Genomic DNA, 22,963 nt, shown 5'->3' on the forward strand with positions numbered 1-22,963 from the left:
CGAACGGGTTTCCCCGGGCGAATGACGGCCCGGGGAAACCTTTTCAGGCGAGCGGGAGCTTGCTGACACCGGTGTCGACCTTGTCGTCGCTGGTGTCGTGGTCGTGATTGCGCCAGGCTCCGCGCTCACTCGGGCGCGTCGGCTTCGCGGCGTCGTCCGGGCCGATCTCTTCCCAGTTCAGGTCGTCCGGTGGGCCAAGAGACATCGTCGTCCTCCCTCACTCAAGGTGATGTCAGGCTACGGCGCGTGGGGAATTCGGAGGCGCTGAGGCACCCGTCCGGGCTAATCTGCGGCGTCCACCGATGAGAAACGGCGTGCGGGCCGGTCGGTAGAGGCGTGGGACGACGTCTACCGGGAGGGAAACGATGACCGACCTGGCCATCGAAACAGCCGGTCTGGTGAAGCGGTTCGGGCAGACCATGGCCGTGGACGGGGTGGATCTGCGGATCCCGTCCGGCGGGGTGTACGGGGTGCTCGGGCCGAACGGCGCGGGCAAGACCACCACCATCCGGATGCTGGCCACCCTGCTCGACCCGGACGGCGGCAGCGCCACGGTGCTCGGCCACGACGTGGTGCGTGAGGCCGCGCGGGTGCGTGCCCGGGTGGCCCTGACCGGGCAGTTCGCCTCGCTCGACGAAGACCTCACCGGCCAGGAGAACTTGCTGCTGCTCTGCCGGCTCTACGGCTACTCACGGCCTGCGGCCAGGGCCCGGGCGGCTGACCTGCTGGCCGCGTTCGACCTGGCCGACGCGGCCAACAAGCAGGTCAAGGCGTATTCGGGGGGTATGCGGCGGCGTATCGACATCGCCGGCAGCATCGTCGTGCGGCCCGACCTGATGTTCCTCGACGAGCCCACCACCGGGCTCGACCCGCGCAGTCGCAACCAGGTCTGGGAGATCGTCCGGGCCCTGGTCGGCGCGGGCACCACCATCCTGCTCACCACGCAGTACCTGGAAGAGGCCGACCAGCTGGCCGACCGGATCGCGGTGATCGACCACGGCCGGGTGATCGCCGAGGGCACCAGCGGCCAGCTCAAGGCGTCCGTGGGCTCCGGCGCGGTGAAGGTGCGGGTGGCCGATCCGGCCGACCGGCTCGAGGTGGCGCGGCTGCTGGCCGAGTCCCTGGGCACGGAGCCGGTGCTGGAGTCGGACCCGGCCTCGGTGTCGCTGCGGGTGTCCGACCCGACCGCGGTGGCCGGGGCACTGCACCGGGTGGGGGAGCGTGGCCTGGTGATCAGTGAGTTCGCGCTGGGGCAGCCGAGTCTCGACGAGGTGTTCCTGGCGCTGACCGGCCGTCCCGCCGACGAGGCGGAGCGCAAGCAGGAGGTGCCGGCATGAGCACGGTCGACGCGAAGATCCTGGCCGCCCTCGGCTCGGCCGAGAAGCCGCCGCCCGCGGGTGCGTTCAGCTCCTCGATCACCTTCGGCTGGCGGGCGCTGCTGAAGATCAAGCACGTGCCCGAGCAGCTCTTCGACGTGACCATGTTCCCGGTCATGTTCACGCTGATGTTCACCTACGTGTTCGGCGGCGCGGTGTCCGGCTCACCGACGGAGTACCTGCACTACGCCCTGCCCGGAATCCTGGTGCAGACCATCGTCTTCATCACCATGTACACCGCGATGACGATCAACAACGACATCGAGAAGGGGGTGTTCGACCGGATCCGCTCGCTCCCGGTCTGGCGCCCCTCGCTGCTCGTGGGCGCGCTGCTCGGCGACACCCTGCGCTACCTGATGGCCTCGGCGATCGTGCTGATCGTCGGCGTGCTGATCGGTTACCGGCCGCCGGGCGGCGTGATCGGCGTGGTCGCGGCGGTGGCTCTGCTGCTGGCCTTCTGCTTCGCGCTCAGCTGGCTGTGGCTGATCCTCGGGCTGTGGGTGCGCACTCCGCAGGCGGTGATGGGCATCTCGATGATGATCCTGTTCCCGCTCACCTTCGTCAGCTCGGTGTTCGCGCCGCCCGACACCATGCCCGGCTGGTTGCAGGCGTTCGTCGACGTCAATCCGGTCACGCTCCTGGTCGAGGCGGCGCGGGGGCTGATGAACGACACGCCCGACTCCGGCGACATCCTGTTCGTGCTCGTCGCGTCGGTCGCCCTGACCGGCGTGTTCTCACCGATCGCCCTGCGGATGTACAACCGCAAGGCCTGATCTCAGGGTTTGCCGGCCCGCCACTCGCGGTCCTGGTCCACGTAGGCGTTCAGCCAGGCGCCGGCCGGGTAGGCACCCACCACCACCCGGTCGGCCTGCCAGCCGCAGCCGACGGTGAGCACGCCCTGCTCGCTGATCTCGATGTTCTCGGCGTCGTTGTACACGTCCGAACTGGCGGTGGGGCCATGGCTGTCGTGCCGGGCCAGAATCACGGTGACTGACATGGAGTGATCGTAGGATTGCGCTGCGTGCAACCGCAGCGGGTGTTACCTGTTCGGAGCATCGGCACCGTCCGTGAGTTCCCCGGCCGTGGCGCGACACCTGTCACACACCCGGGCATGACAGACTTCCAGGCCATGAGCTCCCGCGTGGTCACCGCGTTCCGCGTCGTCGCCTTCGCCGAGGCGGTCAGCTGGCTCGGGCTGCTGATCGGCATGTACCTGAAGCGCGTCGCCGAGACGACCGAGGCCGGCGTACAGATCTTCGGGCCGATCCACGGCGCTGTCTTCGTCGCCTACGTCCTGCTCTCGGTGCTGACCGCCCGCGAACAGCGCTGGTCGGTGGGCACCCTGCTGCTGGCGCTGGTCTCGTCCATCCCGCCGTTCTTCACGGTGGTGTTCGAGGTCTGGGCCAAGCGCAGCGGGCGCCTGGACCCGAGGGTCGAGACGCCCGTCGCGGCCTGAGCTCGCGGGCCGTCCTCAGACCGGCAGGGCGCTCCGGATGTACTCCGGGGTGTAGAACTCGGCCGGGTCCTTGGCCAGCGACGACTTGATCCACGCGCTCCAGTCGTCCACCACGACCTCCTGCTGCCCGGCCTCGATGCCGTCCAGCGTGGCGGTCGCGACCTGCGTCGTGGTGATCTTGGGTCCCTGGTAACCGGCCGCGAAGTCGGTGTCCGCCGCTCCCAGGTGCACCCCGACCACCTGCGTCCCCTGGTCGAACAGCTCGTTGCGCAGGCCGTTGGTCAGCGCCCACTCCGCCGCCTTCGCGGCCGAATAGCTGTGTGTGCCGGGGTAACTGAACCAGCTCAGCGCGGACAGGATGTTCACCACCGCCCCGCCCCGGGCCGGGGCGAAGGCCCGGGTCACGTCGAGCGTGCCGTAGAACATCGTGTCCATCTCGCGGCGGATCTGCGCCACGTCGCCGGTCAGGAACGTCTGGTTGGTGGCGACACCGGCGTTGTTGATCAGCAGGGTGACGTCGTCGGCCAGTTGCGCCGCGGCGGTGATCGACTCCGGGTCGGTCAGGTCGAGCCGCACCACCTCGACGCCGGGCAGGTCCACCTCGGCCGGCCGGCGGGCCGCCGCGTAGACCTTGGCCGCACCGCGTTCCAGCAGGTGCCTGGCCAGTTCCCGGCCGATCCCGCGGTTCGCTCCGGTGACCAGGGCGACGGATCCGGCGATCTGCATGACGTTCTCCTCGTTGTCGCGCCGGCCCGGTGGCCGGCGTCTTCGAGGTACGCTAAAAGCTCACATCAATGTCAGGGGCAAGGGGCGAATTCATGCGGATCGGTGAGCTGGCCACCCGGTCGGGCGTCAGCGTGCGTTCGCTGCGGTACTACGAGGAGCAGAACCTGCTCGCCGCCACCCGCAGCACCAGCGGGCAGCGTCACTACGGCGACACCGCGGTGGAGCGGGTACAGCTGATCCAGTTGCTCTACGCCGCGGGTCTGTCCAGCAAGACCATCCAGGACCTGCTGCCCTGCGTCGAAACCGGTGTCTCCGACGCGTACTCGCAGGCGCTGCTGCTCGCCGAGCGGGACCGCATCGACCGGCAGATGGCCGATCTGGCCGCGGCCCGCCGCAAACTCGACGAGATCATCGACATCGCCGTGGATCCCACGCAGCCCTGCGCCCGGCAGCAGGTCGTGGCTTAGGAAGATCCCTGTCCCTGCCGATGTCTGGCGCATGACCGAAGACACCGTGCCCCTCGGCACCGTGACCCTGGAGCCGGTCGACCCGGAAGTCGCGGGTGACCCGATCCTGCATCTGTTCGCGAGCATCGCCGAGCAGGCCTCGTTCGAGGTCGGGATCACCGTGGCCGTGGACGGCGCGCTGGTCTCCGGGGTGCTGGTGGGGCAGGACGAATGGCTGAACCTGCTCGGTCACACCATGGCGGGCGGGGAGTCGATCGCCGAGTCGCTGCGCCGCTACCTGAACAAGGGCCTGCACGAGGCGGTCACGCAGATCCTCGAACCGCTGACCGAGGACCCGCAGCCCGCCGAGTACCAGTTCCTGCACCTGAAGAACGCCCGGTACGTGATGGGCGAGGCGTTCGTGCCGACACCGCCCACCGAGCCGGTGCTGTGGCGCGGCCGGATCTCCCACATCTCCGGCTGGAGCTGGAGCACGCTCTCCGCGCCCGGCGGTCAATGAGAACAAAGGACGGCGCCCGGCCGCGAGAACGCGTGCCGGGCGCCGGATCCTGCGCTGTGACGGATCAGAAGTCGCTGGGCAGCGCGCCCTGGTAGATGTAGTTGCGGCCGGTGCCGCCGTAGAGCTTGTCGGTGCCGCTCTCGCCCACCAGCACGTCGTTGCCGGAGTTGCCGTAGATGGTGTCGTTGCCGGCACTACCGAACAGGTAGTCGGCGCCCGCGCCACCGCTGATGTAGTCGTTGCCGGAATTGCCCAGCACGGCGTCGATCCCGGCCTCGCCGTAGATCTTGTCGTTGCCGGAGCCACCGAGCAGGCCGTCGTCGCCGCTGCCACCGTGGATGATGTCCGCGCCCGACTCGCCGTCGATCGTGTCCGCCCCGGCGTCACCGTAGATGGTGTCGTTGCCCGCGCCACCGATGACGATGTCCGCACCGGCGCCGGCGCAGATGATGTCGTTGCCGCCGCGACCCTCGATGTAGTCGGCGCCGCCCAGAGCGACGATGACGTCGACACCCTTGGTGCCGTAGATCTCGTCGGCACCGGTGGTGCCGACGATGGTCGCCGTCTTGCCGCCGCACTTGTACCCCGCGGCCTGGGCCGGGTTGGCCGCACCCAGTACGAAGGCCGACATCGCGGCGGTAGCCGCACCGAAGATCGCCACGCGCTTGACCACGTTCACGAACTGCTCCCCTGAATTTGTCCGGGCCGTCATCGGCCCGAGGATCCCCGCAGATCCGTCCGCGGGAAGAGCGACGCTACTGAGGTTTCGGACGGGACAAAGGGGAAAACGAATGTGAAGTGGTGCACAGTTTTCTCACAGGTTGGGCGGGATCGCGCGCCAGGTGCGGGTTTTGCTTGCTTCAATTTCGAAGCGGCTTTGTTATCCTGGTGGGATGGCCGGTATCCCACCCGAGTTCGCGCCCTACTTCGCCCTGCTGGAGGTGGGGGCACTGGTGCAGCACGGCGTCGAGCAGCAGGTGCGTGACGAGGGCGGCATCAGCTTCGTGCAGTTCCAGATCCTGGCCGGGCTGGACGAGTCGCCCGACGGCTCGCGCACGATGACCGAGATCGCCGACCAGATGGTGCACAGCCGTAGCGGTCTCACCTATCAGGCCCAGAAGCTGGAGGAGGCGGGCTATCTCACGCGCGGCCCGGCCCCCGGCGACGAGCGCAGCACGGTGGCCACGCTGACGCCCGCCGGTCGTGAGGTGCTGGCCCGGGTGCTTCCGGGGCACATGGCCGTGGTCGCCGACATCCTGGAACCGCTGTCGCCCCCCGACGCCGTGGAACTCACCCGCCTCCTCGACCTGGTGCGCACCCGGATGCGGGCGCGGCCGCCGCGTTCGGCGGTGCGGCGCAGCAGAAAATAGCGCCCGGCGGCACGGAACGGCGCCCGGCCGCTAAACGCGACCGGGCGCCGTGCATCAGCCGGATCAGTCGAGCGGCAGGGCGCCCTGGTAGAGGTGGTTCTTGCCGGTACCGCCGTAGAGCTTGTCGGTGCCGCTCTCGCCGGCCAGCCAGTCCTCACCCGCGTTGCCGTACAGCTTGTCGTTGCCCGAGCCGCCGAACAGGGTGTCGGAACCGCCGCCGCCGCTGAGATAGTCGTTGCCCGACTTGCCGTCCAGCACGTCGGACCCGGCTTCGCCGTAGAGCTTGTCGTTGCCCGCGTCGCCGATCACGAAGTCGTCGCCGCTGCCGCCGTAGATCGTGTCGTTGCCCGACTCGCCGTACAGCGTGTCGGTGCCGGCCTCGCCGTAGAGCTTGTCGTTGCCCGCACCGCCGGCGACCGTGTCGGCCCCCGCGCCGGCGCAGATGATGTCGTTGCCGCTGCGGCCCTCGATCACGTCGTGGCCGCCCAGGCCCACGATCACATCCACACCGGCGGTCCCGACCAGGTGGTCGGCCTTCTCGGTGCCGACGATGGTGGCGGTCTTGCCACCGCACTTGGGCGTGGCGGCCTGGGCCGAGGTGGCCGTTCCCACCGCGCCGAGCAACAGGGCCGCCGTCGCCCCGAGAACCACCACACGCCTGACCACGTTCACTGACTGCTCCTCGAAAGATGTTCTGTGCGGGCAAAAGAACGGACGGCGCCCACCGGGCGCCGTCCGCGTTCCGATCAGCTGGGGAAGTTGCCCTGGTAGACGTGGTTCTTGCCGGTGCCACCGGAGAGCTTGTCGGTGCCGCTGTTGCCGGCCAGCCAGTCGTTGCCGGAGTTGCCGTACAGCGTGTCGTTTCCGGCGTCGCCCCAGAGGGTGTCGCCCGACGCGCCGCCGCTCAGGTAGTCGTTGCCGCTCTCGCCGGCCAGCAGGTCCGCGCCGTTGCCGCCGTAGATCTTGTCGTTGCCCGAGCCGCCGAGGATGTAGTCGACACCCGAGTCGCCGTAGAGCTTGTCGGTGCCGTTACCACCGAACAGGTAGTCGGCGCCGGCGCCGCCGTGGTATTCGTCGTTGCCGCCACCCTCCGGCATGATGTAGTCGTCGCCGGAGTCGCCCCACACCTTGTCGTTACCGGCGAGCGGGTAGATGGTGTCGCTGCCGGCGCCGGCGCAGATGATGTCGTCGCCGCCGTTGCCCTCGATGTAGTCGTCGCCGCCCAGCGCCACGATGACATCGGCCTTCGAGGTGCCGATCAGGTCGTCGTTGCCGGCGGTGCCGACGATGGTCGGCTTCTTGCCCCCGCACGAGAGGGCCGCCTGGGCCGGGTTCGCGCCGGCCAGCACCAGACCACCGAGAACGGCGGAGGTGATGGTGAAGATCGCAAAACGCTTGCGCACGTTCACGAACTGCTCCTTGTATCCAGCCGGGCCATCCTGTGGCCCGGGCCGCAGCTGTCGCATCGATCAGCTGGACTGCTCCGCAAAATCCTTCTGCGGGAACAGTGACGCTACTGAGCAGAGAAGTCCGGCATGGGTGAAATGGGCTGTGACCTAGTGCACAGTTATCTCACAGCGGTTCGCCGTTGAGCCAGGCGCCCAGGCGCTGTGCCCCGCCGGTCCCGCGTTTGCCGGCCACCTCGGTGGCCAGGTCCGAAACGGTGACGCCGCGCAGGGAATCGCGCCAGGCCTGCTCGGCCACCGCCATGGTGCGGGCGATTCCGCACGGGGCCAGGCACTTCTCGGCCGGGCTGCCCATCGGGCCGCGCTGACGGATCTCGGTGCAGACGAATGCGGGTCGTCCGCCGTCCACCGCTCTCACGATGTCGTACACGCTGATCTGCTCCGGAGGGCGGGCGAGCACGTATCCGCCGTCCTTGCCCTGCACGGACCGGATGATCTGCGCCCGGGACAGCGCCTGGAGCTGCTTGGCCAGGTAACTACCCGACACGTCATGGAATTCGGCCAGCCGGGCCGCGGGCACCGGCCGGTCGGCGGCGGTGAGCACCACGCAGCAGTGCACCGCCCACTCCACGCCGTCGGACATCTTCATACGCACATGGTAGTTGACTCGGATCCATCGTGTCCGAGTATGGTGATCTCATAACCCGGACAAGAAGAGTCCGAGTTAAGTCGACGTCGAATGGGGTGGCAGGACATGAAGTTCGTCGTGATCGGTGGGACCGGTTTGATCGGTGGGCAGGTCGCCGGCCTTCTGCGGGAGCAGGGGCACGAGGTGGTCGCGGCCTCGCCGTCCACCGGTGTGAACGCACTCACCGGCGAGGGGGTCGCACAGGCCCTGACCGGGGCCGACGTGGTGGTGGATGTGTCCAACTCGCCGTCCTTCGCCGACGACGCGGTGCTGGAGTTCTTCACCACCTCCACCGGGGTGCTGCTGAAGGCCGAGGAGGAGGCCGGGGTGCGGCACCACGTGGCGCTGTCGATCGTGGGCGCCGACCGGATTCCCGGCAGCGGGTACATGCGGGCCAAAGTGGCCCAGGAAGAGCTGATCTCGGCGTCATCGGTGGCCCACTCGGTGGTGCGGGCGACCCAGTTCTTCGAGTTCGCCCCCGCGATCGCCCAGATGTCCACGGACGACGAGGGGGCCGTGCGGCTGCCCACCCACGGCATCCAGCCGATCGCCTCGGCCGAGGTCGCCCGCATCGTCGCCGGGGTCGCCGTCGGCGAGCCGCTGAACGGTGTCGTCGACATCGCCGGTCCGCAGCGCTACGGGCTGGACGAGTTCGTGCGGCTCGCAGTGCCCGGTGCCGACGTGGTCACCGATCCCGAGGGTACCTACGCCGGGACGAAAATCACTTCCGACAGCCTGGTTCCGCTCGGCGAGGCGATCGTCTCCGAGGTCTCGCTGCCGCAGTGGCAGGCGACGCGGTGAAGATCGCGGTGGCCGGAGGCACCGGCACGGTGGGCCGGCACGTGGTCGACGTGCTGGCCGAACACGGCCATCAGCCCGTCGTCCTCAGCCGGTCGTCGGGGGTCGACCTGGTGAGCGGGCAGGGCCTGAGCCTGGAGGGAATCGAGGTGGTCATCGACGTGACCTCGCAGGAATCGCAGAGGGCCACCGCGTCGGAGCGGTTCTTCGAAGCGGTGACCGGCAACCTGCTGAGCGCCGGGAAGGCCGCCGGAGTGCGGCATCACGTGGTGCTCTCGATCGTCGGCATCGACCGCGCCCCGCACGGCTACTACGCCGGCAAGGTGCTCCAGGAGCGACTGGTCGAGGCCGGGGAGATCCCCTGGACCATTCTGCGGGCCACCCAGTTCCATGAGTTCGCCGGGCAGGTCCTGAGCCGGTTCGGGCTGGGCCCGGTCCGGGCGGTACCGGTCATGCGCAACGAGCCGGTGGCGGCCCGGCAGGTGGCCGATCACCTCGTCGGCCTGGCCCTGCAACAGCCCGCCGGGCGGGTGCCCGACCTGAGCGGCCCGCAGGAGGAACGGCTGGTCGACATGGCCCGGGCCCGGCTGAAGCACGACGGCAGCAAGGGTTTCGTGGTTCCGCTGCGGGTGCCGGGGGCGGTCGGCCGGGCCATGCGCGACGGCACGCTGATCACCGGTCCGGGCGCCGTGCATGCCGGTCCCACCTATGCCGAGTGGTTACGACGGCTTCCGGTGTGAGGCCGTTCACCGGCTCGGCCCGCCGTTTCCGGCCCCGGAGAATTAGCCTGGCCCGGCGACGTGTGGCTACGGGTGGATGGGGTGAGTGGCATGTGGGCATATCGGCTGGCCGGTCCGGGGCGGTTCGAGCGGTGCACGGTGGCGGAACCGGATGCGCCGTCGGCCGGGCAGGTGGTTCTGCGCACCACCTCGGGCGGTATCTGCGGGAGTGACCTGAACTTCTTCCGGGGCGGCACGACCCCGGAGGGCACCAGCAAAGACAGCATGTTCGGCGTGCCCGGGTTCCCGTTGCACGAGATCACCGGTCAGGTGGTGGCTTCGGCGCATCCGGAGCACGCCGTCGGCGACCGGGTGGTGGGCTGGGCCGCCCGCACCGACGGGGTGGCGGAGTTCGTCACCACCAGCGGTGACGAGGTGGCCGCCTACCGGGCCGGGCTGAAACCCGAGATCGCGGTGCTGATCCAGCCGCTGGCCTGCGTGCTGCACGCGGTCGGCGCGATGGGCGACGTGCGCGGCAAGAACGTGGCCCTGCTCGGCCTGGGCCCGATCGGCCTGCTGTTCGCCCATGTGCTGCGTGATCGCGGGGCCGGGCGGATCACCGGGGTCGACCGGGTGAACCGTGCCGTGCTGGGCGCCCGGTTCGGGGTGGACGAGGTGGTCTGGGCCTCGGCCGACCGCTGGGCGCGCGATGCCGTGCTGGAGCCGGAACTCGTGGTCGAGTGCATCGGGCACCAGGCCGGCACGCTGAACGACGCGATCCGGGCGGTCGCGTCCAACGGCCAGATCTACTACTTCGGGGTGGCCGACGAGAGCTCGCAGAGTGTGGACCTGCGCCGGTTGCAGCGCAAGAACCTGACCCTGCGCTCCGGCATCACCCTGGACCGGCGGCGGGCGCTCGCCGAGGCGGACACCTACCTGGCCGGGCATCCGGAGCTGGAGTCGGGCTACGTCACCGATGTGTTCCACGCCGTCGAGATCGAGTCGGCCTATCGCCGGGCCCTGAACCCCACCGCGGAACAGGGCAAGGTGGTCGTGCGCATGCCATGACCCAGCCGTGAACCAACCGAGAACCAGACATGATCCGGCGGTCGGCCGGGAGGAGGGCGGGTCGTGCCACCGGGGCACGGCCCGCCCTCGATCTTGTCCGGAGGCTGGACGGGTCGCCCGCGGGCTCGACCGCCCGGCGACGACCGGCCACAGGGCTCCCGGCCATGGCGGCTTGTCATATGCCTAAAAGAATGTGAAATGAAAATTTCCTGGCTTCCGATCACTTCGGCCCACTGCTACCTTTGAAGCATTAATTAGTGAAGATGATTCACTAATTAATGGCTTGATGCCGACTGTCCCTGAACCAGCCGGACCTCTCCCTGAACGAGCCGGAGTCAATCATGAGCCGACACCTCACGATGCCCGAAACATCTGCACGGCAATGGAAATCACCTCGTAGCCTGATCGGATGGGTGTCCGTCCTGGCTGCCGTGGTGACGCTCGTCGTCACCACGGTGCTGGGGTCCGGGCCCGCCACCGCGGCGCCGGTGCTGCCCACCCACCTGCTCACCGGGTACTGGCAGAACTTCAGCAACGGCGCCAAAACCCTTCGCCTGTCCGATGTCCCGACCAGTTACGGCATCGTCGCGGTGGCCTTCGCCGACGCCGTGCCGAGTCGTTCCGGGGCCATCGACTTCACCCTCGACAGCGGGCTCTCCTCGGCCCTGGGCGGATACACCGACGCCCAGTTCAAGGCCGATGTCGCCACCCTGAAAGCCCGCGGCCAGAAGGTGATCATCTCGGTCGGCGGGCAGAACGGGGCGATCTCGCTGCCCGACTCCGCCTCGGCCACCGCGTTCGCCGACACCACCTACGCCCTGATGCAGGAGTACGGTTTCGACGGCGTCGACATCGACCTGGAGAACGCGCCGAACCTGGCCAACATGACCACGGCGCTGAAATCGCTGGCCGGCAAGGCCGGTTCCGGCTTCGTGCTGACGATGGCCCCGGAAACCATCTACGTCCAGCCCGGCGGATCCTACCTCCAGCTGATCGACCAGGTGAAAGACCTGATCACCGTGGTCAATACGCAGTACTACAACTCCGGCAGCATGATCGGCCGCGACGGCAAGGTGTACAGCTCGGGCACCGTCGACTTCCAGACCGCCCTGGCCGACATCCTGCTCGACGGTCATCTGCGGGCCGACCAGGTGGGTCTCGGGCTGCCCGCGAGCACCAGCGCGGCGGGCAGCGGTTACGTCGCGCCGTCGGTGGTGAACAACGCCCTCGACTGTCTGACCAAGGGCACGAACTGCGGCTCGTACCAGCCGGCTTCGACCTATCCCACGCTGCGTGGGGCGATGACCTGGTCGATCAACTGGGACGCCTCGAACGGCTACAACTGGGCCAACACGGTGGGCGGGCACCTGGCCTCGCTGCCCGGTGGCGGCACCACCAACCCCACCACGCCGCCCACCACCACGACCCCGACCGCCACGCCCACGACCACCACCACGACCACCCCGCCGGCCACCGGATGCGGCGGGCTGGCGGCGTGGAACGCGACCACCGCGTACACCGGCGGCGCCAAGGTGACCTATGGCGCTCACGTGTGGACGGCGAAATGGTGGACCTACGGCGACACCCCGGGCGCGAACGCCCAGGACGTCTGGGTCGACGGTGGCGCCTGCTGACCGTCCTGATCTCTGAGGTGCGGCGCCTCTCCTCCTCACCGTGGTCGTGTTCTCTTCGGAGCACGCATGACCACGGCTGAGAGGAGGGGCGTTCGGTATTTCTCACCGTCATGGACGACGGGAAACCGGTCCCCCATGACCGCCGGACCGGCGGCCTGGCCCTTTGCTCAGTGCACGGCGGCCTCTTGTGGCCGGGTCAGGGCGCAGCCGGTTCTCGCGTCGTCCGGCCCGTTCTGAAACCGACCGCAGGGCAGCATGAACGGCATGAAGCGGCATGAAACGGCGAAGCGCCGCGCGATCTCATTCGATCGCGCGGCGCTCTGCGGTGTGATGCTAAGGCGGTGTGGCGGTGGATCAGTTGAGCGTGGTGGTGGTGCTGGAGTCGACCGACACGGTCAGCGGCGAGGTGGGGGCCTCGGTGGAGTCCGGCCGGGCCTCGGCGGCCCAGTCGCTGGTGTGCCAGAGGTTGACCAGGTAGCCGGCCGGGCGGCTCGGGATGCGCTCGGCCGGACCCTGGTAGTCCCAGAGCGTGACTTCCTTGCCCGCGTCGGTGGTCAGCTTGAACGCGACGCCGTCTTCGGTCCAGTCGATGGTGTAGTCGTTGTAGCTCTGCGACGAGTCGAACCCGTCGATGGCCGCGACGGTGGACGGGGAGGCCTCGTCACCGCTCAGCTTCTCGGTGCACTCGCCGGAGAAGTCGGTGTAGTAGCAGGTGGAAAGCACCTTGCCGGCGGCCAGATCGACGAGCCGGGAGACCCGCTGCGACTTGGCCGTGCTGTCTTCGTAGTCGGTGTAGATGGTCAGGTTGAGCACGTCGGGCCGGGCGCAGAGCACCTCGATGTCGATCTCGCTGTTGTCGGTGAGACCGTCGCCGTCGTGGTCGGTGCCGTCGTTGCCGTAGGTGAAGATGCCGGTGACCGCACCGGTGTTCGGCTGGTCGGAGCAGTCGGCCGTCTTCACCCGGGAGGTGAAGCTGCCGTAGGTGAACTCCTGATTGGAGGCCACCTCGGCGGCGTTCGACGGGGAGGCACCGGCCCCGGCCGGGATGGTCAGGTTGAGCGCCTTGCCGTCGCTCGCCTCGTCGTCGGCGACCGCACCGGTGACCGAACTGCCGCCGCGGGCGTACTTCGTGTACAGCGACGAGACGTTGTCGGCCCAGTTCTCGGTGCTGGGGGTGCCCTGGAAAGCCGAATTGCCGTCGGCCGCACTGGTGGTGGCCGTTGCCGTGGCCGTTGCCGTGGCCGTTGCCGTGGCGGTCGGCTTCTGCTGGTGCTTGCGCGAATGGCCGTCACCGGAGTCACGGTTGGGCTGCACCGCCATGGCCGTGCCGCCCGCGGCGATGACCAGCGTGGTGAGGGAGGCCGACACCAGGTAGATGCGGCGACGACGGATGTTCTTCGGCGAGCGGCGGTTCGGGTGCTTCATCGGGTCAGGGCCTCCGAGCAGGTGGGGCGGGACCCTCTGCCGAAGTTCAGGGCAGCGGCAGAGCGTCCTGCATTGCCCCGCGATCCTGACGCGGCCGAACTCAATGCCAGGTCAAATGCCAGGTAAAGCCTCATCGTGAAGCACTTATCAGTAGGCGGTGACGCTGCTCGAGTCCACGGAGGTGGTGAGCGGCGCGACCGGTGCCTGCGTCGAGCCCGGCCGGCCGAGCGCGGGCCAGTCGTCGGCGTGCCACAGATTCACCAGGTATTGCGCCGGTCGCTGGGGAATCCGGTCGGCCGGGCCGTGGTAGTTCCACAGCGTGACCTCGTGGCCGGAGTCGTCGGTCACGCTGAACCGCACGCTGTCCGCGGTCCAGTCGATCGTGTAGTCGTGGTAGCCCTTCGAGGAGTCGAAGCCCGCGATCGCCGGTACCACGGCGGGTTCGGCCTGCTCTCCGGTGAGTTCCTCGGCGCAGGGCCCGAAGTCGGTGTAGAAACAGGTGAGGATCACCTGCCCGGTCGCCACGTCGATCACCCGGGAGATCCGCCGGGAGAGCCGGCTGCCGGCGTCGTAGTCGGTCCAGACGCCCAGGTGCAGCACACTCGGCCGGGCGCAGAGCACCTCGATGTCGATCTCGCTGTTGTCGGTGAGACCGTCGCCGTCCTGGTCGGTTCCGTCGTTGCCGTAGGTGAACATGCCGGTGACCGCGCCGGTGCCGGGCTGGGCCGAGCAGTCCGCGGTGCGCAGCCGGCTGGTGAACCGGCCGTGGGTGAAGTGTTGCCTGCTGATCACCTCGGCCGCGTTCGACGGCGAGGCGCCGGCCCCGGCCGGGATGGTCAGGTTGAGGGCCTTGCTGTCGGCGGCGGCGCCGTCGGTGATCTCACCGGTGGCGGAACTGCCGTTGCGGGAGTGCATCTCGTACAGGTCGGAGACGTTGCGTGCCCAGTTCTCGGTGCCGGCCGGGGCGGAGTCGGCCCGGGCGGCACCGGCCCCGGTGACCACCAGCGCGGCCAGCGGCACCGCGACCAGGCAGGCGCGCAGCCGGACGGAGTTCGACGATCGACGTGACATGTCGGTCTTCATTCGGGCGAGTCTGCTGCGAAGGAGCCGCGATCAGAAGCGAATGTCACCGAAAGTGCAGGTTCGGTTCCTTTGTGTCACCTGGTTCAGGTGCGGGCGACGGTCCGGAAACCGGTGTTGGCCATCGAGGAGTCGGGGGTGTTCGACGACCGGGCCGCGTTGCGGTAGCGGTTGCAGTACGACGGGTGGCACAGGAAAGAGCCACCGCGCATGGACTTCTGGCCGCCGCTGTCGGGCCCCTGCGGGTCGGTGACCGTTCCGCCGAGCAGGCAGAACCGGTAGTACGCCGGATGGGCCCAGTCCGAGCACCATTCCCACACGTTGCCGATCGGCTGCCACAGGCCGTAGCCGTTCGGGGTGTAGCTGCGCACGGGCGAGGTGGTGAGCCAGCCGTCCTCGAGGGTGTTCTGCGCCGGGAACGTGCCCTGCCAGATGTTGCACGGCCAGTCGTCGTCCACCATTTCGGTGTCGCCCCAGGGGTAGCGCAGGCCGGGCAGCCCACCCCGGGCCGCACATTCCCACTCCGCCTCGGTGGGCAGGCGGCGGCCGGCCCAGGCGCAGTACGCCGCCGCGTCGTTCCAGCTGACGTGGGTCACCGGGTGGTCCATCCGGTCGTCGATGCCGGAATGCCTGCCCTGCGGGTGTTTCCAGTCCGCGCCGCGCACGCCGAGCCACCAGGGGGTGGACGGCGGCTGCCCGACGACGTCGGCCTCGTCGGCCGCCAGCGCCAGATGGAAGACGGCGGAGAACCCGAACACCTCGGCCTCGGTGCGGTATCCGGTGGCGTCGGCGAATCCGGCCCAGTCGGCATTGGTGACGCTGGTCGCGTCGATGCTGAACGCGGACACGGTGACGGGGTGCACAGGGGTCTCGCCGTCCACACGGTAGCCGTCGCCGTGGTGGTCACCCATCGCGAAGGTCTGGCCCGGGATTGTGCACTGCTCCACCGTGTGCGTTCCGGAGCCCTCGGTGACCGGAGCGGTCACCGGCGTCTCACGGGCCGGTGTTTCACGGGCCGGAGTTTCACCGGCCGGGGTTTCCCGGGCGGGGGCGCAGCAGGAGTGGTCGTCGTGAGCCATCGGTGCCAAACATGGCACACCCCCTGCCGGATGACGCCGGGCAGGGGGTGTGAGGTGGATCGGTGGTGAGGTGATCAGGCCTGGACCGGCACCTTGCCGGCCGCGACGTCGGCGGCCACGGTGCGGATGCACTCCGCGAAGTCGCCGTGCACGTAGGTGCCGCAGCAGGCCAGCATGAGGTTGAACGGGTGGCCGAAGTTCTCGATCGTCATCTGGTCGCGGTCCACCGCGGAGCCGTCCTCACGACGCGTCACCGGCGGGTAGAGCTGCTCGGTGCGTTCGATCGCGGTGCGCGGGCCCTCGGTGTACACGTAGGTGGCCTTGCCCCGGCCGTGCCCGTAACCGACCTCCCAGCAGGTGCCGGCGTCCGGGTCGGGCCCGCGGAACGGGTTGAGGTTGCCGACCACGACGTCCGCGCGCTCGATCATCTCGACGTTGATCCGGAAGATCGCCATGGCCAGGTCGTGGCCGCTGAGCTCGTCCAGGTTCGTGCTCTTGTCGCCGTCCAGGGGTGACAGCGGCTCCAGGCCGCTGGCGATCACGATCTCGCGCATCCGGGTCGCGCGCTGCTCGCCGTCGGGGGCGAAGACCTCGAAGCCGGCCAGGTAGAGGCGTGCTGTGGACATGGGGTCCCTCCGGTCAGGTGGTGCGAACGGGTGACCTGGCGATATCGACCGCGTTGCGCCGGGAGGATTGTCCAGGGGCCCGGATCGTTGCACGACAGGTGGCGGACGGCCAAGCCGATGACGCTGCGTCGCCCGATGGATGTACTGCGTTCGCGCCCTGGTTACGTTGGCGTAAATTCCGCAGCTGAAACCGGACAGTGCCCGGTTTGGTCAGATGACGTGCGGTTATCGTCTTGCATACGAAGCAGGACCACCACTCGGGTCATGGGAAGGACGGTGCGGCGATGCGGAGCGACTCTGGCTGCTGGCGCCGGTCCAACTCCCGCGCCCCCGGTCGCGCCTGATCGTTCTTCCGCAGGCTCTTCTCCCGCCTGTTCCCGCCTACGGCCCTGACGCCGTTCGCCTTCCGCCGTCATCATGGTCGATGACGCCGGTCCCGCTCTACCTCTGTTACCGCGTACGTGAGCGCCCCCTGCCGACACGGCAGGTGGCCGGCTCCCTATGCCCCACGTCGTCGCCCTGCCCGGCGGCCCGGTGAAAGGTCCCCGATGTCCCCTCGTTCCCTCATGTCCCGCAACGGTTCTCGCGGTCTCCTCGCGGTGGTCGCCACCGCGGGTCTGCTGGCCGCCTGCGGCTCCGGCTCGTCCGACTCCGCGGACGGCACCTCGTCCGCCACCCTCCAGCTCGGCTGGATCGCGAACGTCGAGAACGCCGGTCCCTACACGGCTCTGGACAAGGGTTACTACGAGGCCGAGGGCGTCGATCTGACGATCACCCCCGGCGGCCCGAGCACCACCGTCGAACCGCTTGTGGCCAGCGGAAAGGCGCTCGTGGGACTGAGTTCCGTGGACGTCGTGGCCCGGGCCGTGGCCGAGGGCGCGCCGCTGAAGATCATCGCCGCCACGCTCCAGACCAACCCGACCAGCATCATGTCGCTCGCCGACAACCCGGTGAACACGCTGGCCGACCTCAAGGGCAAGAAGCTGTGCTCGCAGACCAGCGGCCAGTCGGTGATCAACGCGGTGCTCACGGCCAACGACATCGACCCGGACGACGTGACGATGGTGCCCGCCGACTACGACCCGGCGCCGCTGGTGGCCGGTGACTGCGACGCGTTCGTGTCGGTGCTGAACAACCAGCCGCTGACGCTGAAGGCGCAGGGCGTGGAGACGAAGACCTTCACCCTCAGCGACTACGGCTACAACGCCTGGGGCAACGTGCTTTTCACCACCGACGAGGCGCTGGCCGACGACGACACCCGCAAGACCCTGGAGGGCATCGTCAAGGGCACGGCCAAGGGCTGGTCCGACGCGATCGCCGACACCGACGCCGCCGCCCAGCTGATGGTGGACGGCCCGGGCAAGGACCAGAACCTCGACCTGGACCAGCAGAAGCTGGCGATGGCGTCGTTCGTCGACCTGATCCAGACCGACGAGACCGAGACCAACGGCCTGCTCACGATGAGCGCCGACGGGATCAAGGGCAACGTCGAGACCATGCAGCAGCTGGACGTTCCCGGCGACGACCTCTCGTCGCTGTTCGACACCAGCATCCTTGACGCCGTGTACGCCGACGGCACTGACCTGTAAGGGATTTCCCATGCCTGTGCACCACTCCGAAGACCCGTGGACCCACGTCAGCAGCAAGCGCGGCTACCCGGCCGACGAGCTGATCTCCACCCTCCAGAAGTCGATCCGCCGCGGTGACACCCAGCTCGCTCTGCTGATCGCCCGGGAGATGTACGAGAGCTCGCCCGCCCTCGAAGAGGTGATGTGGGCGCGGCTGTGCGTGATCTCCTGCGAGGACACCGGTGACGGCACGTTCAGCGAGCCGGTCGTGCTGAACTCGCTCTACCAGATGCACGAGCGGATGGACCGGACCTTCGGTGACCGCTGGCTGTTCGCCGTCCACGCCGTGCGGTTCCTCTGTGACCGCACCAAGGACCGCAGCTCGGACGAGTGGGCGAACATCACGATGCACCTGATCAACGCGTCCGACAGGCCGATCGAGATCCCGGAGTACGCGCTGGACGTGCACACCCGGCGCGGCCAGGAGGCCGGCAAGACGGTGGAGCACTTCTGGGCCAGCGCCTCGCACGTCGAGAACGAGCGGCCCGGGCGGGATCACACGTTGCGGGACCGGATCCGCGAGCTCCAGAAGTCCGGGCAGTGGAAGGGCTGAGCGACACGTCACAGAACAGGCCATCGGTGGACGCCGGTGGCCTGTTCGCGCGTGACGTGGTCAAGGAGTTCGGCGTCCGCGGCGGCACCGTGCGTGCTCTCGACAATGTCCAGCTCTCGACGAGGAAGGGCGAGTTCACTGCCCTGCTCGGCCCGTCGGGGTGTGGAAAGTCCACCCTGCTGCGGATCTTCGCGGGTCTCGACTCGGTGTCGTCGGGTGAGGCCCTGGTGCACGGGGGTGACCCCGGCGCGGCCCGGGTGAACCACCAGATCGGCGTGGCCTTCCAGGACGCCGCGCTGCTGCCCTGGCGCTCGGTTCGCTCGAACATCGCTCTGGCGCAGGAGGTCTGCGGCCGGCCGCGGGACTGGGCCGAGGTGGACTCGCTGATCGAGCTGGTCGGCCTGAAGGGCTTCGAGAAGGCCCGGCCGAACCAGCTGTCCGGCGGTATGCGCCAGCGCGTCTCGCTGGCCCGGGCGCTGGCCGTGCAGCCCGAGATCCTGATGCTGGACGAGCCGTTCGGTGCCCTCGACGAGGTCACCCGGCACCGGATGAACCTGGAGCTCCAGCGGATCTGGACCGAGCGGGCCACCACCACGCTGCTGGTCACGCACTCGATCAGCGAGGCGGTGTTCCTGGCCGACCGGGTGGTGCTGATGGCCGCCCGGCCCGGTCGCGTGGTCGAGGTGGTCGACATCGACTTCCCCCGCCCGCGCACGGCCGACCTGTTGCAGTCCAAGGAGTTCCACGAGATCTGCGACCACCTGGCCAAGGGGCTGTTCGCGGAGCACGGGGAATGAGCGCGTCCCGCTTCTCGCCGGGCGCGGTGCTGAACCGGATCGCCCCCGTCGTCCTCATTCTGGTTCTGTGGGTGCTGGCGGCGGAGGTGTTCGCCGAGAAACGGGTGGTGCCCACCCCCTGGGCGGTCGCGGCGTCGTTCATCGACGACACCAGTGTGTACCCGGCGAACCTGTCGGTCACCCTGACCAACGCGTTCGTCGGCTACCTGTTCGGCAACCTGCTGGCGGTCCTGGCCGCCGTCGCGTTCGTGCAGGTGCTCTGGATCGAGCGGCTGCTGCTGCGGATCGCGGTGGCGAGTTTCTGCGTGCCGCTGGTGGCGATCACCCCGATCCTCACGGTGATCCTGCCCGGTGACGCGCCCAAGCAGGTGCTGGCCGCGCTGTCGGTCTTCTTCACCACGCTGGTGTCGTGCATCCTCGGGCTGCGGTCCGCCCCGGCCGTCACGCACGACGTGATCCGGTCGATGGGCGGCGCTGGCCGGCAGGAGCTGCTGAAGATCCGGCTCTGGGCGATGCTGCCCGGGCTCTTCTCCGGACTCCAGATCGCCGCCCCGGCGGCCCTTCTCGGCACCATCCTGGGGGAGTACCTGGGGGCCAGCAAAGGGCTGGGCGTGCTGCTGGTGCTGTCCCAGTCGTCGTTCGACGTGTCCCGCACCTGGGCCACCGCGCTGCTGATGTCGGCGCTGTCGGCCCTGGTGTTCGCGGTGGCCGGCTGGATCGGCCGGCTGGCGACGCCGTGGGTCGGGCGGGAGGTCACGACCAGTACCGGGGTGGCCGCCTCGGCGGCCTCGGCGGGCCGGCTGTCGTCGGTGCTGGTGTCGGTGGCCGGGGTCCTCGGGTCCGTCGTCATCGTCTGCCTGGGCTGGTGGGGGCTGATCCGCGCCTTCGACCTGAGTCCCTACTTCGCGAAGACGCCCATGGACGTCTTCGAGCACCTGGTCACGGCCTCCGAGGCCGCGGAGAACCGGTCGTACATCCTGTCCGGGCTGTGGATCACGGTTCGGGACGCCGGTGTCGGTTACCTGATCGGGACGGCGGCGGCCTGCCTGCTGTCCGTCGCGGTGATGCAGTGGCCGCTGGTCGAGCGGTTCTTCATGCCTCTGGCCATCACCCTGCGCTCGGTGCCGCTGGTGGCGATGACGCCGCTGCTGGCGCTGATCTTCGGCCGGGGACTGCTCGGCGTCACGGTGATCGTGTCGCTGGTGACGTTCTTCCCGACCCTGGTCAGCGTGGTCGCGGCGTTGCGGTCGGCCCCGGCCATCGCCTGCGACGTGGTGCGCTCGATGGGCGGCTCCAGCGTGACGGTGACCAGCAAGGTGCGGTTGCTGCACGCCGTTCCGGCGGTGTTCGCGTCGGCCCGGATCGCGGTGCCCGGGGCGATCGCCGGTGCCACCCTGGCCGAATGGCTGGCGACCGGCGAGGGCATCGGCAGCATGCTGGTGAAGGACTTCGCCGCGTCGCAGTTCAACGACATGTGGTCCGAGACGGTCGTGGTGATCACCCTGTCGGTGATCGCGTACGCGGCGGTGTCGGCCGCCGAACGCTGGGTGGCCGGACGGATGGGCTCCCCGGCGTAGGTCTACTTTTGGTTGTCAGACTTCCCGTCTTCTGGAGTACCCGTGCGCTTTCTCGACGATCACCGGCCGCAGCGTGATCTGACCTACAACGACGTCTTCATCGCTCCCGGTCGCTCCTCGGTGGCCTCGCGGTTCGACGTCGACCTGGCCGGCCCCGACGGCACCGGCACGACGATCCCGGTGGTCGTGGCGAACATGACGGCGATCTCCGGGCGCCGGATGGCCGAGACGGTGGCCCGCCGCGGCGGGATGGCGGTGCTGCCCCAGGACCTGCCGCTCGACGTGGTGGCCGAGGTGGTCGCCTGGGTGAAGGGGCGGCACCCGGTCTTCGAGACGCCCGTGGAACTGCACGAGCACGACACCGTGGCGGCCGCGCTCAGCCTGCTGCCCAAGCGGGCCCACGGCGCGGCCGTGGTGCTCGACGACGAGCGGCACGTGCTGGGCGTCGTCACCGCGGCCGACTGCCACGGCGTCGACCGGTTCACCCAGGTCGGTGCGGTGATGACACCGGGTGTGGTGTCGATCGACGCGGACACCGCGGAGAGCGACCTGGAGGCCGCGTTCGGCGTGCTGCACGAGACCCGGCGCAAGTTCGCCCCGGTGGTGCGGGACGGCGTGCTGGTGGGTGCCCTCACCCGCACCGGGGCGCTGCGGTCCACGGTGTACACCCCGGCCCTGGACGGCGCCGGCCGGCTGCGGATCGCGGCCGCCGTGGGCATCAACGGCGACGTCGCGGCGACCACGAAGGCCCTGCTCGACGCCGGGGTGGACACCCTGGTCGTCGACACCGCCCACGGTCACCAGGAGAAGATGATCGAGGCGCTGGGCGCGGTGCGCTCGGTCGACCCGCAGGTGCCGGTGGTGGCCGGGAACGTGGTCACCGCCCAGGGCACGCTGGACCTGATCGAGGCCGGGGCGAACATCGTCAAGGTCGGGGTCGGGCCGGGCGCCATGTGCACCACGCGCATGATGACCGGTGTCGGGCGTCCCCAGTTCTCCGCCGTCCTGGAGTGCTCCGCCGCTGCCCGCTCGGCCGGTGGGCACGTGTGGGCCGACGGCGGTGTGCGTCACCCCCGGGACGTGGCCCTCGCGCTGGCCGCCGGGGCCAGCCAGGTGATGGTCGGGTCGTGGTTCGCGGGCACCCACGAGAGCCCGGGTGACCTCACCGTCGACGCCTCCGGCAAGGCCTACAAAGAGAGCTTCGGCATGGCCTCGGCCCGTGCGGTGGCCGCCCGCACCAAGGCCGACTCGCCGTTCCAGCGGGCTCGTAAGGGCCTGTTCGAGGAGGGCATCTCCAGCTCGCGGATGTACCTGGAGCCGGGGCGTCCGGGCGTGGAGGACCTGATCGACCAGATCACCTCGGGCGTGCGGTCGGCGTTCACCTACGTGGGCGCGCGGTCGGTGGAGGAGTTCTCCGACAAGGTCGTCATCGGTATGCAGTCGCCGGCCGGTTACGAGGAGGGGCGCCCGCTGCCTACCGGGTGGTGAGCTCCTCCTCGGCCAGCTCGGTGAGCAGGGCCGTGAAGTCCGGGAAGGGCCGGGGATCGATGCCGTCCCCGGCCGCCCAGGCGTAGGCCACCCACTCGCCGTCGCCGGAGGTGCGGGTGGCGTCGACCAGCCCGAGATGGCCTTCGCCGGTGTCGATCACCACCAGGCACCGGCCGATCAGCTCGATCACCTCCTCGAAGCTCGACCAGGCGTCGACCAGGTCGTGGGCCGGGTCGTCGGTCCAGCGCAGTTCGGTGGTGGAGCAGACCGCCACGTGGTCCCAGCCGTTGCTGGCTGCCAGGAAGTCGCGCAGGCCGGGCGGCAGTGCCGTGCCCAGACGCTCTTCGGCGGCCCGGATCTCGGCCTCGGTGGCGGGATTCCGGCTGCCGGCCGGATCGAACCGGGCCAGGAAGTCCTGCCACTGCGTGATGCTGGTGGGACACATGGTGGCCATGATCCATGGAACCGGGCCCGTGGGGCGACGGGTGGTCCCGAAAATTTTC

At 69.3% G+C, this 22,963-nt stretch carries 27 protein-coding genes; 15 read left to right on the forward strand and 12 right to left on the reverse strand.

Features of this window, described 5'->3' with window-relative positions; all coding sequences use genetic code 11:
* Window positions 1–43: 43 nt before the first annotated feature.
* Window positions 44–205 (reverse strand): hypothetical protein, encoded by a 162-nt coding sequence (locus KIH74_RS29490; protein WP_214159645.1) that lies wholly within the window; start codon window positions 203–205, stop codon window positions 44–46.
* 160 nt (window positions 206–365) lie between these two features.
* Here KIH74_RS29490 and KIH74_RS29495 point away from each other — a divergent pair, with 160 nt between their 5' ends.
* Both KIH74_RS29495 and KIH74_RS29500 read left to right on the forward strand, forming a co-directional pair.
* Window positions 366–1,337 (forward strand): ATP-binding cassette domain-containing protein, encoded by a 972-nt coding sequence (locus KIH74_RS29495; RefSeq protein ID WP_214159646.1) that lies wholly within the window; start codon window positions 366–368, stop codon window positions 1,335–1,337.
* Complete coding sequence (locus KIH74_RS29500) at window positions 1,334–2,149, forward strand: ABC transporter permease (RefSeq protein ID WP_214159647.1); 816 nt, start codon at window positions 1,334–1,336, stop codon at window positions 2,147–2,149. The genes KIH74_RS29495 and KIH74_RS29500 overlap by 4 nt, the downstream gene beginning before the upstream one ends.
* 2 nt (window positions 2,150–2,151) lie before the next feature.
* On the opposite strand, the gene KIH74_RS29505 is transcribed toward KIH74_RS29500, so the two are convergent.
* Window positions 2,152–2,373 (reverse strand): hypothetical protein, encoded by a 222-nt coding sequence (locus KIH74_RS29505; protein WP_214159648.1) that lies wholly within the window; start codon window positions 2,371–2,373, stop codon window positions 2,152–2,154.
* Window positions 2,374–2,487: 114 nt separating this feature from the next.
* Between KIH74_RS29505 and KIH74_RS29510 the strand changes: the two genes are divergently transcribed.
* Window positions 2,488–2,832 (forward strand): DUF3817 domain-containing protein, encoded by a 345-nt coding sequence (locus KIH74_RS29510; RefSeq protein ID WP_214159649.1) that lies wholly within the window; start codon window positions 2,488–2,490, stop codon window positions 2,830–2,832.
* Between the two features lie 15 nt (window positions 2,833–2,847).
* On the opposite strand, the gene KIH74_RS29515 is transcribed toward KIH74_RS29510, so the two are convergent.
* Window positions 2,848–3,558: an SDR family oxidoreductase gene (locus KIH74_RS29515; protein ID WP_214159650.1), complete on the reverse strand. Its 711-nt coding sequence runs from the start codon at window positions 3,556–3,558 to the stop codon at window positions 2,848–2,850.
* A gap of 92 nt (window positions 3,559–3,650) precedes the next feature.
* Here KIH74_RS29515 and KIH74_RS29520 point away from each other — a divergent pair, with 92 nt between their 5' ends.
* Together KIH74_RS29520 and gvpU are read left to right on the forward strand one after the other, a co-directional pair.
* Complete coding sequence (locus KIH74_RS29520; protein WP_214159651.1) at window positions 3,651–4,025, forward strand: MerR family transcriptional regulator; 375 nt, start codon at window positions 3,651–3,653, stop codon at window positions 4,023–4,025.
* Window positions 4,026–4,056: 31 nt separating this feature from the next.
* Window positions 4,057–4,524 carry a gas vesicle accessory protein GvpU gene (gene gvpU / locus KIH74_RS29525; RefSeq protein WP_214159652.1) on the forward strand — a complete coding sequence of 156 codons (468 nt, stop codon included), beginning with the start codon at window positions 4,057–4,059 and terminating at the stop codon, window positions 4,522–4,524.
* Between the two features lie 64 nt (window positions 4,525–4,588).
* On the opposite strand, the gene KIH74_RS29530 is transcribed toward gvpU, so the two are convergent.
* On the reverse strand, window positions 4,589–5,236 hold the full coding sequence (locus tag KIH74_RS29530; RefSeq protein ID WP_214159653.1) for a calcium-binding protein: 648 nt from the start codon (window positions 5,234–5,236) through the stop codon (window positions 4,589–4,591).
* A gap of 181 nt (window positions 5,237–5,417) precedes the next feature.
* Between KIH74_RS29530 and KIH74_RS29535 the strand changes: the two genes are divergently transcribed.
* Entirely contained in the window at window positions 5,418–5,894 is a 477-nt protein-coding gene (locus tag KIH74_RS29535; RefSeq protein WP_214159654.1) for a MarR family winged helix-turn-helix transcriptional regulator, read from the forward strand.
* Between the two features lie 63 nt (window positions 5,895–5,957).
* On the opposite strand, the gene KIH74_RS29540 is transcribed toward KIH74_RS29535, so the two are convergent.
* The 3 genes from KIH74_RS29540 to KIH74_RS29550 form a co-directional block, all read right to left on the reverse strand.
* Window positions 5,958–6,566 (reverse strand): calcium-binding protein, encoded by a 609-nt coding sequence (locus KIH74_RS29540; RefSeq protein ID WP_214159655.1) that lies wholly within the window; start codon window positions 6,564–6,566, stop codon window positions 5,958–5,960.
* Between the two features lie 74 nt (window positions 6,567–6,640).
* Window positions 6,641–7,303: a calcium-binding protein gene (locus tag KIH74_RS29545; RefSeq protein WP_214159656.1), complete on the reverse strand. Its 663-nt coding sequence runs from the start codon at window positions 7,301–7,303 to the stop codon at window positions 6,641–6,643.
* A gap of 163 nt (window positions 7,304–7,466) precedes the next feature.
* The gene (locus tag KIH74_RS29550) at window positions 7,467–7,949 is read right to left on the reverse strand and encodes an RrF2 family transcriptional regulator (protein ID WP_214159657.1); all 483 of its coding nucleotides are present in this window, start codon (window positions 7,947–7,949) and stop codon (window positions 7,467–7,469) included.
* A gap of 105 nt (window positions 7,950–8,054) precedes the next feature.
* Here KIH74_RS29550 and KIH74_RS29555 point away from each other — a divergent pair, with 105 nt between their 5' ends.
* The 4 genes from KIH74_RS29555 to KIH74_RS29570 all read left to right on the forward strand — a co-directional run bounded on the left by KIH74_RS29555 (window position 8,055) and on the right by KIH74_RS29570 (window position 12,207).
* A complete protein-coding gene (locus KIH74_RS29555) occupies window positions 8,055–8,789 on the forward strand; it encodes an SDR family oxidoreductase (protein ID WP_214159658.1) in 735 nt (244 codons plus the stop codon).
* Window positions 8,786–9,526 (forward strand): SDR family oxidoreductase, encoded by a 741-nt coding sequence (locus KIH74_RS29560; RefSeq protein ID WP_214159726.1) that lies wholly within the window; start codon window positions 8,786–8,788, stop codon window positions 9,524–9,526. The genes KIH74_RS29555 and KIH74_RS29560 overlap by 4 nt, the downstream gene beginning before the upstream one ends.
* Before the next feature lie 90 nt (window positions 9,527–9,616).
* Window positions 9,617–10,573: a zinc-binding dehydrogenase gene (locus tag KIH74_RS29565; protein ID WP_214159659.1), complete on the forward strand. Its 957-nt coding sequence runs from the start codon at window positions 9,617–9,619 to the stop codon at window positions 10,571–10,573.
* 413 nt (window positions 10,574–10,986) lie between these two features.
* Window positions 10,987–12,207, forward strand: coding sequence for a glycosyl hydrolase family 18 protein (locus KIH74_RS29570; protein WP_214159660.1), 1,221 nt, complete (start codon window positions 10,987–10,989; stop codon window positions 12,205–12,207).
* 354 nt (window positions 12,208–12,561) lie between these two features.
* Here the strand turns inward: KIH74_RS29570 and KIH74_RS29575 are convergent, their stop codons facing one another.
* The 4 genes from KIH74_RS29575 to KIH74_RS29590 all read right to left on the reverse strand — a co-directional run bounded on the left by KIH74_RS29575 (window position 12,562) and on the right by KIH74_RS29590 (window position 16,417).
* Entirely contained in the window at window positions 12,562–13,632 is a 1,071-nt protein-coding gene (locus KIH74_RS29575) for a glycoside hydrolase family 16 protein (protein WP_214159661.1), read from the reverse strand.
* 147 nt (window positions 13,633–13,779) lie between these two features.
* The gene (locus KIH74_RS29580) at window positions 13,780–14,703 is read right to left on the reverse strand and encodes a glycoside hydrolase family 16 protein (RefSeq protein ID WP_214159662.1); all 924 of its coding nucleotides are present in this window, start codon (window positions 14,701–14,703) and stop codon (window positions 13,780–13,782) included.
* Window positions 14,704–14,798: 95 nt separating this feature from the next.
* Window positions 14,799–15,791, reverse strand: a complete 993-nt coding sequence (locus KIH74_RS29585) for a formylglycine-generating enzyme family protein (protein WP_214159663.1) — start codon at window positions 15,789–15,791, stop codon at window positions 14,799–14,801.
* Between the two features lie 74 nt (window positions 15,792–15,865).
* Window positions 15,866–16,417, reverse strand: a complete 552-nt coding sequence (locus KIH74_RS29590) for a nucleoside 2-deoxyribosyltransferase (RefSeq protein WP_214159664.1) — start codon at window positions 16,415–16,417, stop codon at window positions 15,866–15,868.
* 548 nt (window positions 16,418–16,965) lie between these two features.
* Between KIH74_RS29590 and KIH74_RS29595 the strand changes: the two genes are divergently transcribed.
* The 5 genes from KIH74_RS29595 to KIH74_RS29615 are packed head-to-tail and all read left to right on the forward strand — an operon-like array spanning window position 16,966 to window position 22,460.
* A complete protein-coding gene (locus KIH74_RS29595) occupies window positions 16,966–18,006 on the forward strand; it encodes an ABC transporter substrate-binding protein (protein WP_214159665.1) in 1,041 nt (346 codons plus the stop codon).
* A 10-nt stretch (window positions 18,007–18,016) separates the two neighbouring features.
* Window positions 18,017–18,598 (forward strand): hypothetical protein, encoded by a 582-nt coding sequence (locus tag KIH74_RS29600; RefSeq protein WP_214159666.1) that lies wholly within the window; start codon window positions 18,017–18,019, stop codon window positions 18,596–18,598.
* 26 nt (window positions 18,599–18,624) lie between these two features.
* On the forward strand, window positions 18,625–19,395 hold the full coding sequence (locus tag KIH74_RS29605) for an ABC transporter ATP-binding protein (RefSeq protein WP_308114044.1): 771 nt from the start codon (window positions 18,625–18,627) through the stop codon (window positions 19,393–19,395).
* The gene (locus tag KIH74_RS29610; protein ID WP_214159668.1) at window positions 19,392–20,972 is read left to right on the forward strand and encodes an ABC transporter permease; all 1,581 of its coding nucleotides are present in this window, start codon (window positions 19,392–19,394) and stop codon (window positions 20,970–20,972) included. The genes KIH74_RS29605 and KIH74_RS29610 overlap by 4 nt, the downstream gene beginning before the upstream one ends.
* A 42-nt stretch (window positions 20,973–21,014) precedes the next feature.
* Entirely contained in the window at window positions 21,015–22,460 is a 1,446-nt protein-coding gene (locus KIH74_RS29615) for a GuaB1 family IMP dehydrogenase-related protein (RefSeq protein WP_214159669.1), read from the forward strand.
* On the opposite strand, the gene KIH74_RS29620 is transcribed toward KIH74_RS29615, so the two are convergent.
* Window positions 22,447–22,905 (reverse strand): SMI1/KNR4 family protein, encoded by a 459-nt coding sequence (locus KIH74_RS29620; protein WP_214159670.1) that lies wholly within the window; start codon window positions 22,903–22,905, stop codon window positions 22,447–22,449. The two genes, KIH74_RS29615 and KIH74_RS29620, sit on opposite strands and share 14 nt — an antisense overlap.
* Window positions 22,906–22,963 lie beyond the last annotated feature (58 nt).

This window comes from Kineosporia corallincola, from assembly GCF_018499875.1.
Taxonomy (GTDB): domain Bacteria; phylum Actinomycetota; class Actinomycetes; order Actinomycetales; family Kineosporiaceae; genus Kineosporia; species Kineosporia corallincola.

What these genes read in the sequence shown, in the direction of transcription:
- KIH74_RS29490 (WP_214159645.1), bottom strand. Translation starts at nt 205, where the DNA reads ATGTCTCTTGGCCCACCGGACGACCTGAACTGGGAAGAGATCGGCCCG.
- KIH74_RS29495 (WP_214159646.1), top strand. Translation starts at nt 366, where the DNA reads ATGACCGACCTGGCCATCGAAACAGCCGGTCTGGTGAAGCGGTTCGGG.
- KIH74_RS29500 (WP_214159647.1), top strand. Translation starts at nt 1,334, where the DNA reads ATGAGCACGGTCGACGCGAAGATCCTGGCCGCCCTCGGCTCGGCCGAG.
- KIH74_RS29505 (WP_214159648.1), bottom strand. Translation starts at nt 2,373, where the DNA reads ATGTCAGTCACCGTGATTCTGGCCCGGCACGACAGCCATGGCCCCACC.
- KIH74_RS29510 (WP_214159649.1), top strand. Translation starts at nt 2,488, where the DNA reads ATGACAGACTTCCAGGCCATGAGCTCCCGCGTGGTCACCGCGTTCCGC.
- KIH74_RS29515 (WP_214159650.1), bottom strand. Translation starts at nt 3,558, where the DNA reads ATGCAGATCGCCGGATCCGTCGCCCTGGTCACCGGAGCGAACCGCGGG.
- KIH74_RS29520 (WP_214159651.1), top strand. Translation starts at nt 3,651, where the DNA reads ATGCGGATCGGTGAGCTGGCCACCCGGTCGGGCGTCAGCGTGCGTTCG.
- gvpU (WP_214159652.1), top strand. Translation starts at nt 4,057, where the DNA reads ATGACCGAAGACACCGTGCCCCTCGGCACCGTGACCCTGGAGCCGGTC.
- KIH74_RS29530 (WP_214159653.1), bottom strand. Translation starts at nt 5,236, where the DNA reads ATGACGGCCCGGACAAATTCAGGGGAGCAGTTCGTGAACGTGGTCAAG.
- KIH74_RS29535 (WP_214159654.1), top strand. Translation starts at nt 5,418, where the DNA reads ATGGCCGGTATCCCACCCGAGTTCGCGCCCTACTTCGCCCTGCTGGAG.
- KIH74_RS29550 (WP_214159657.1), bottom strand. Translation starts at nt 7,949, where the DNA reads ATGAAGATGTCCGACGGCGTGGAGTGGGCGGTGCACTGCTGCGTGGTG.
- KIH74_RS29555 (WP_214159658.1), top strand. Translation starts at nt 8,055, where the DNA reads ATGAAGTTCGTCGTGATCGGTGGGACCGGTTTGATCGGTGGGCAGGTC.
- KIH74_RS29565 (WP_214159659.1), top strand. Translation starts at nt 9,617, where the DNA reads ATGTGGGCATATCGGCTGGCCGGTCCGGGGCGGTTCGAGCGGTGCACG.
- KIH74_RS29575 (WP_214159661.1), bottom strand. Translation starts at nt 13,632, where the DNA reads ATGAAGCACCCGAACCGCCGCTCGCCGAAGAACATCCGTCGTCGCCGC.
- KIH74_RS29580 (WP_214159662.1), bottom strand. Translation starts at nt 14,703, where the DNA reads ATGTCACGTCGATCGTCGAACTCCGTCCGGCTGCGCGCCTGCCTGGTC.
- KIH74_RS29585 (WP_214159663.1), bottom strand. Translation starts at nt 15,791, where the DNA reads ATGGCTCACGACGACCACTCCTGCTGCGCCCCCGCCCGGGAAACCCCG.
- KIH74_RS29590 (WP_214159664.1), bottom strand. Translation starts at nt 16,417, where the DNA reads ATGTCCACAGCACGCCTCTACCTGGCCGGCTTCGAGGTCTTCGCCCCC.
- KIH74_RS29595 (WP_214159665.1), top strand. Translation starts at nt 16,966, where the DNA reads ATGTCCCCTCGTTCCCTCATGTCCCGCAACGGTTCTCGCGGTCTCCTC.
- KIH74_RS29600 (WP_214159666.1), top strand. Translation starts at nt 18,017, where the DNA reads ATGCCTGTGCACCACTCCGAAGACCCGTGGACCCACGTCAGCAGCAAG.
- KIH74_RS29610 (WP_214159668.1), top strand. Translation starts at nt 19,392, where the DNA reads ATGAGCGCGTCCCGCTTCTCGCCGGGCGCGGTGCTGAACCGGATCGCC.
- KIH74_RS29620 (WP_214159670.1), bottom strand. Translation starts at nt 22,905, where the DNA reads ATGTGTCCCACCAGCATCACGCAGTGGCAGGACTTCCTGGCCCGGTTC.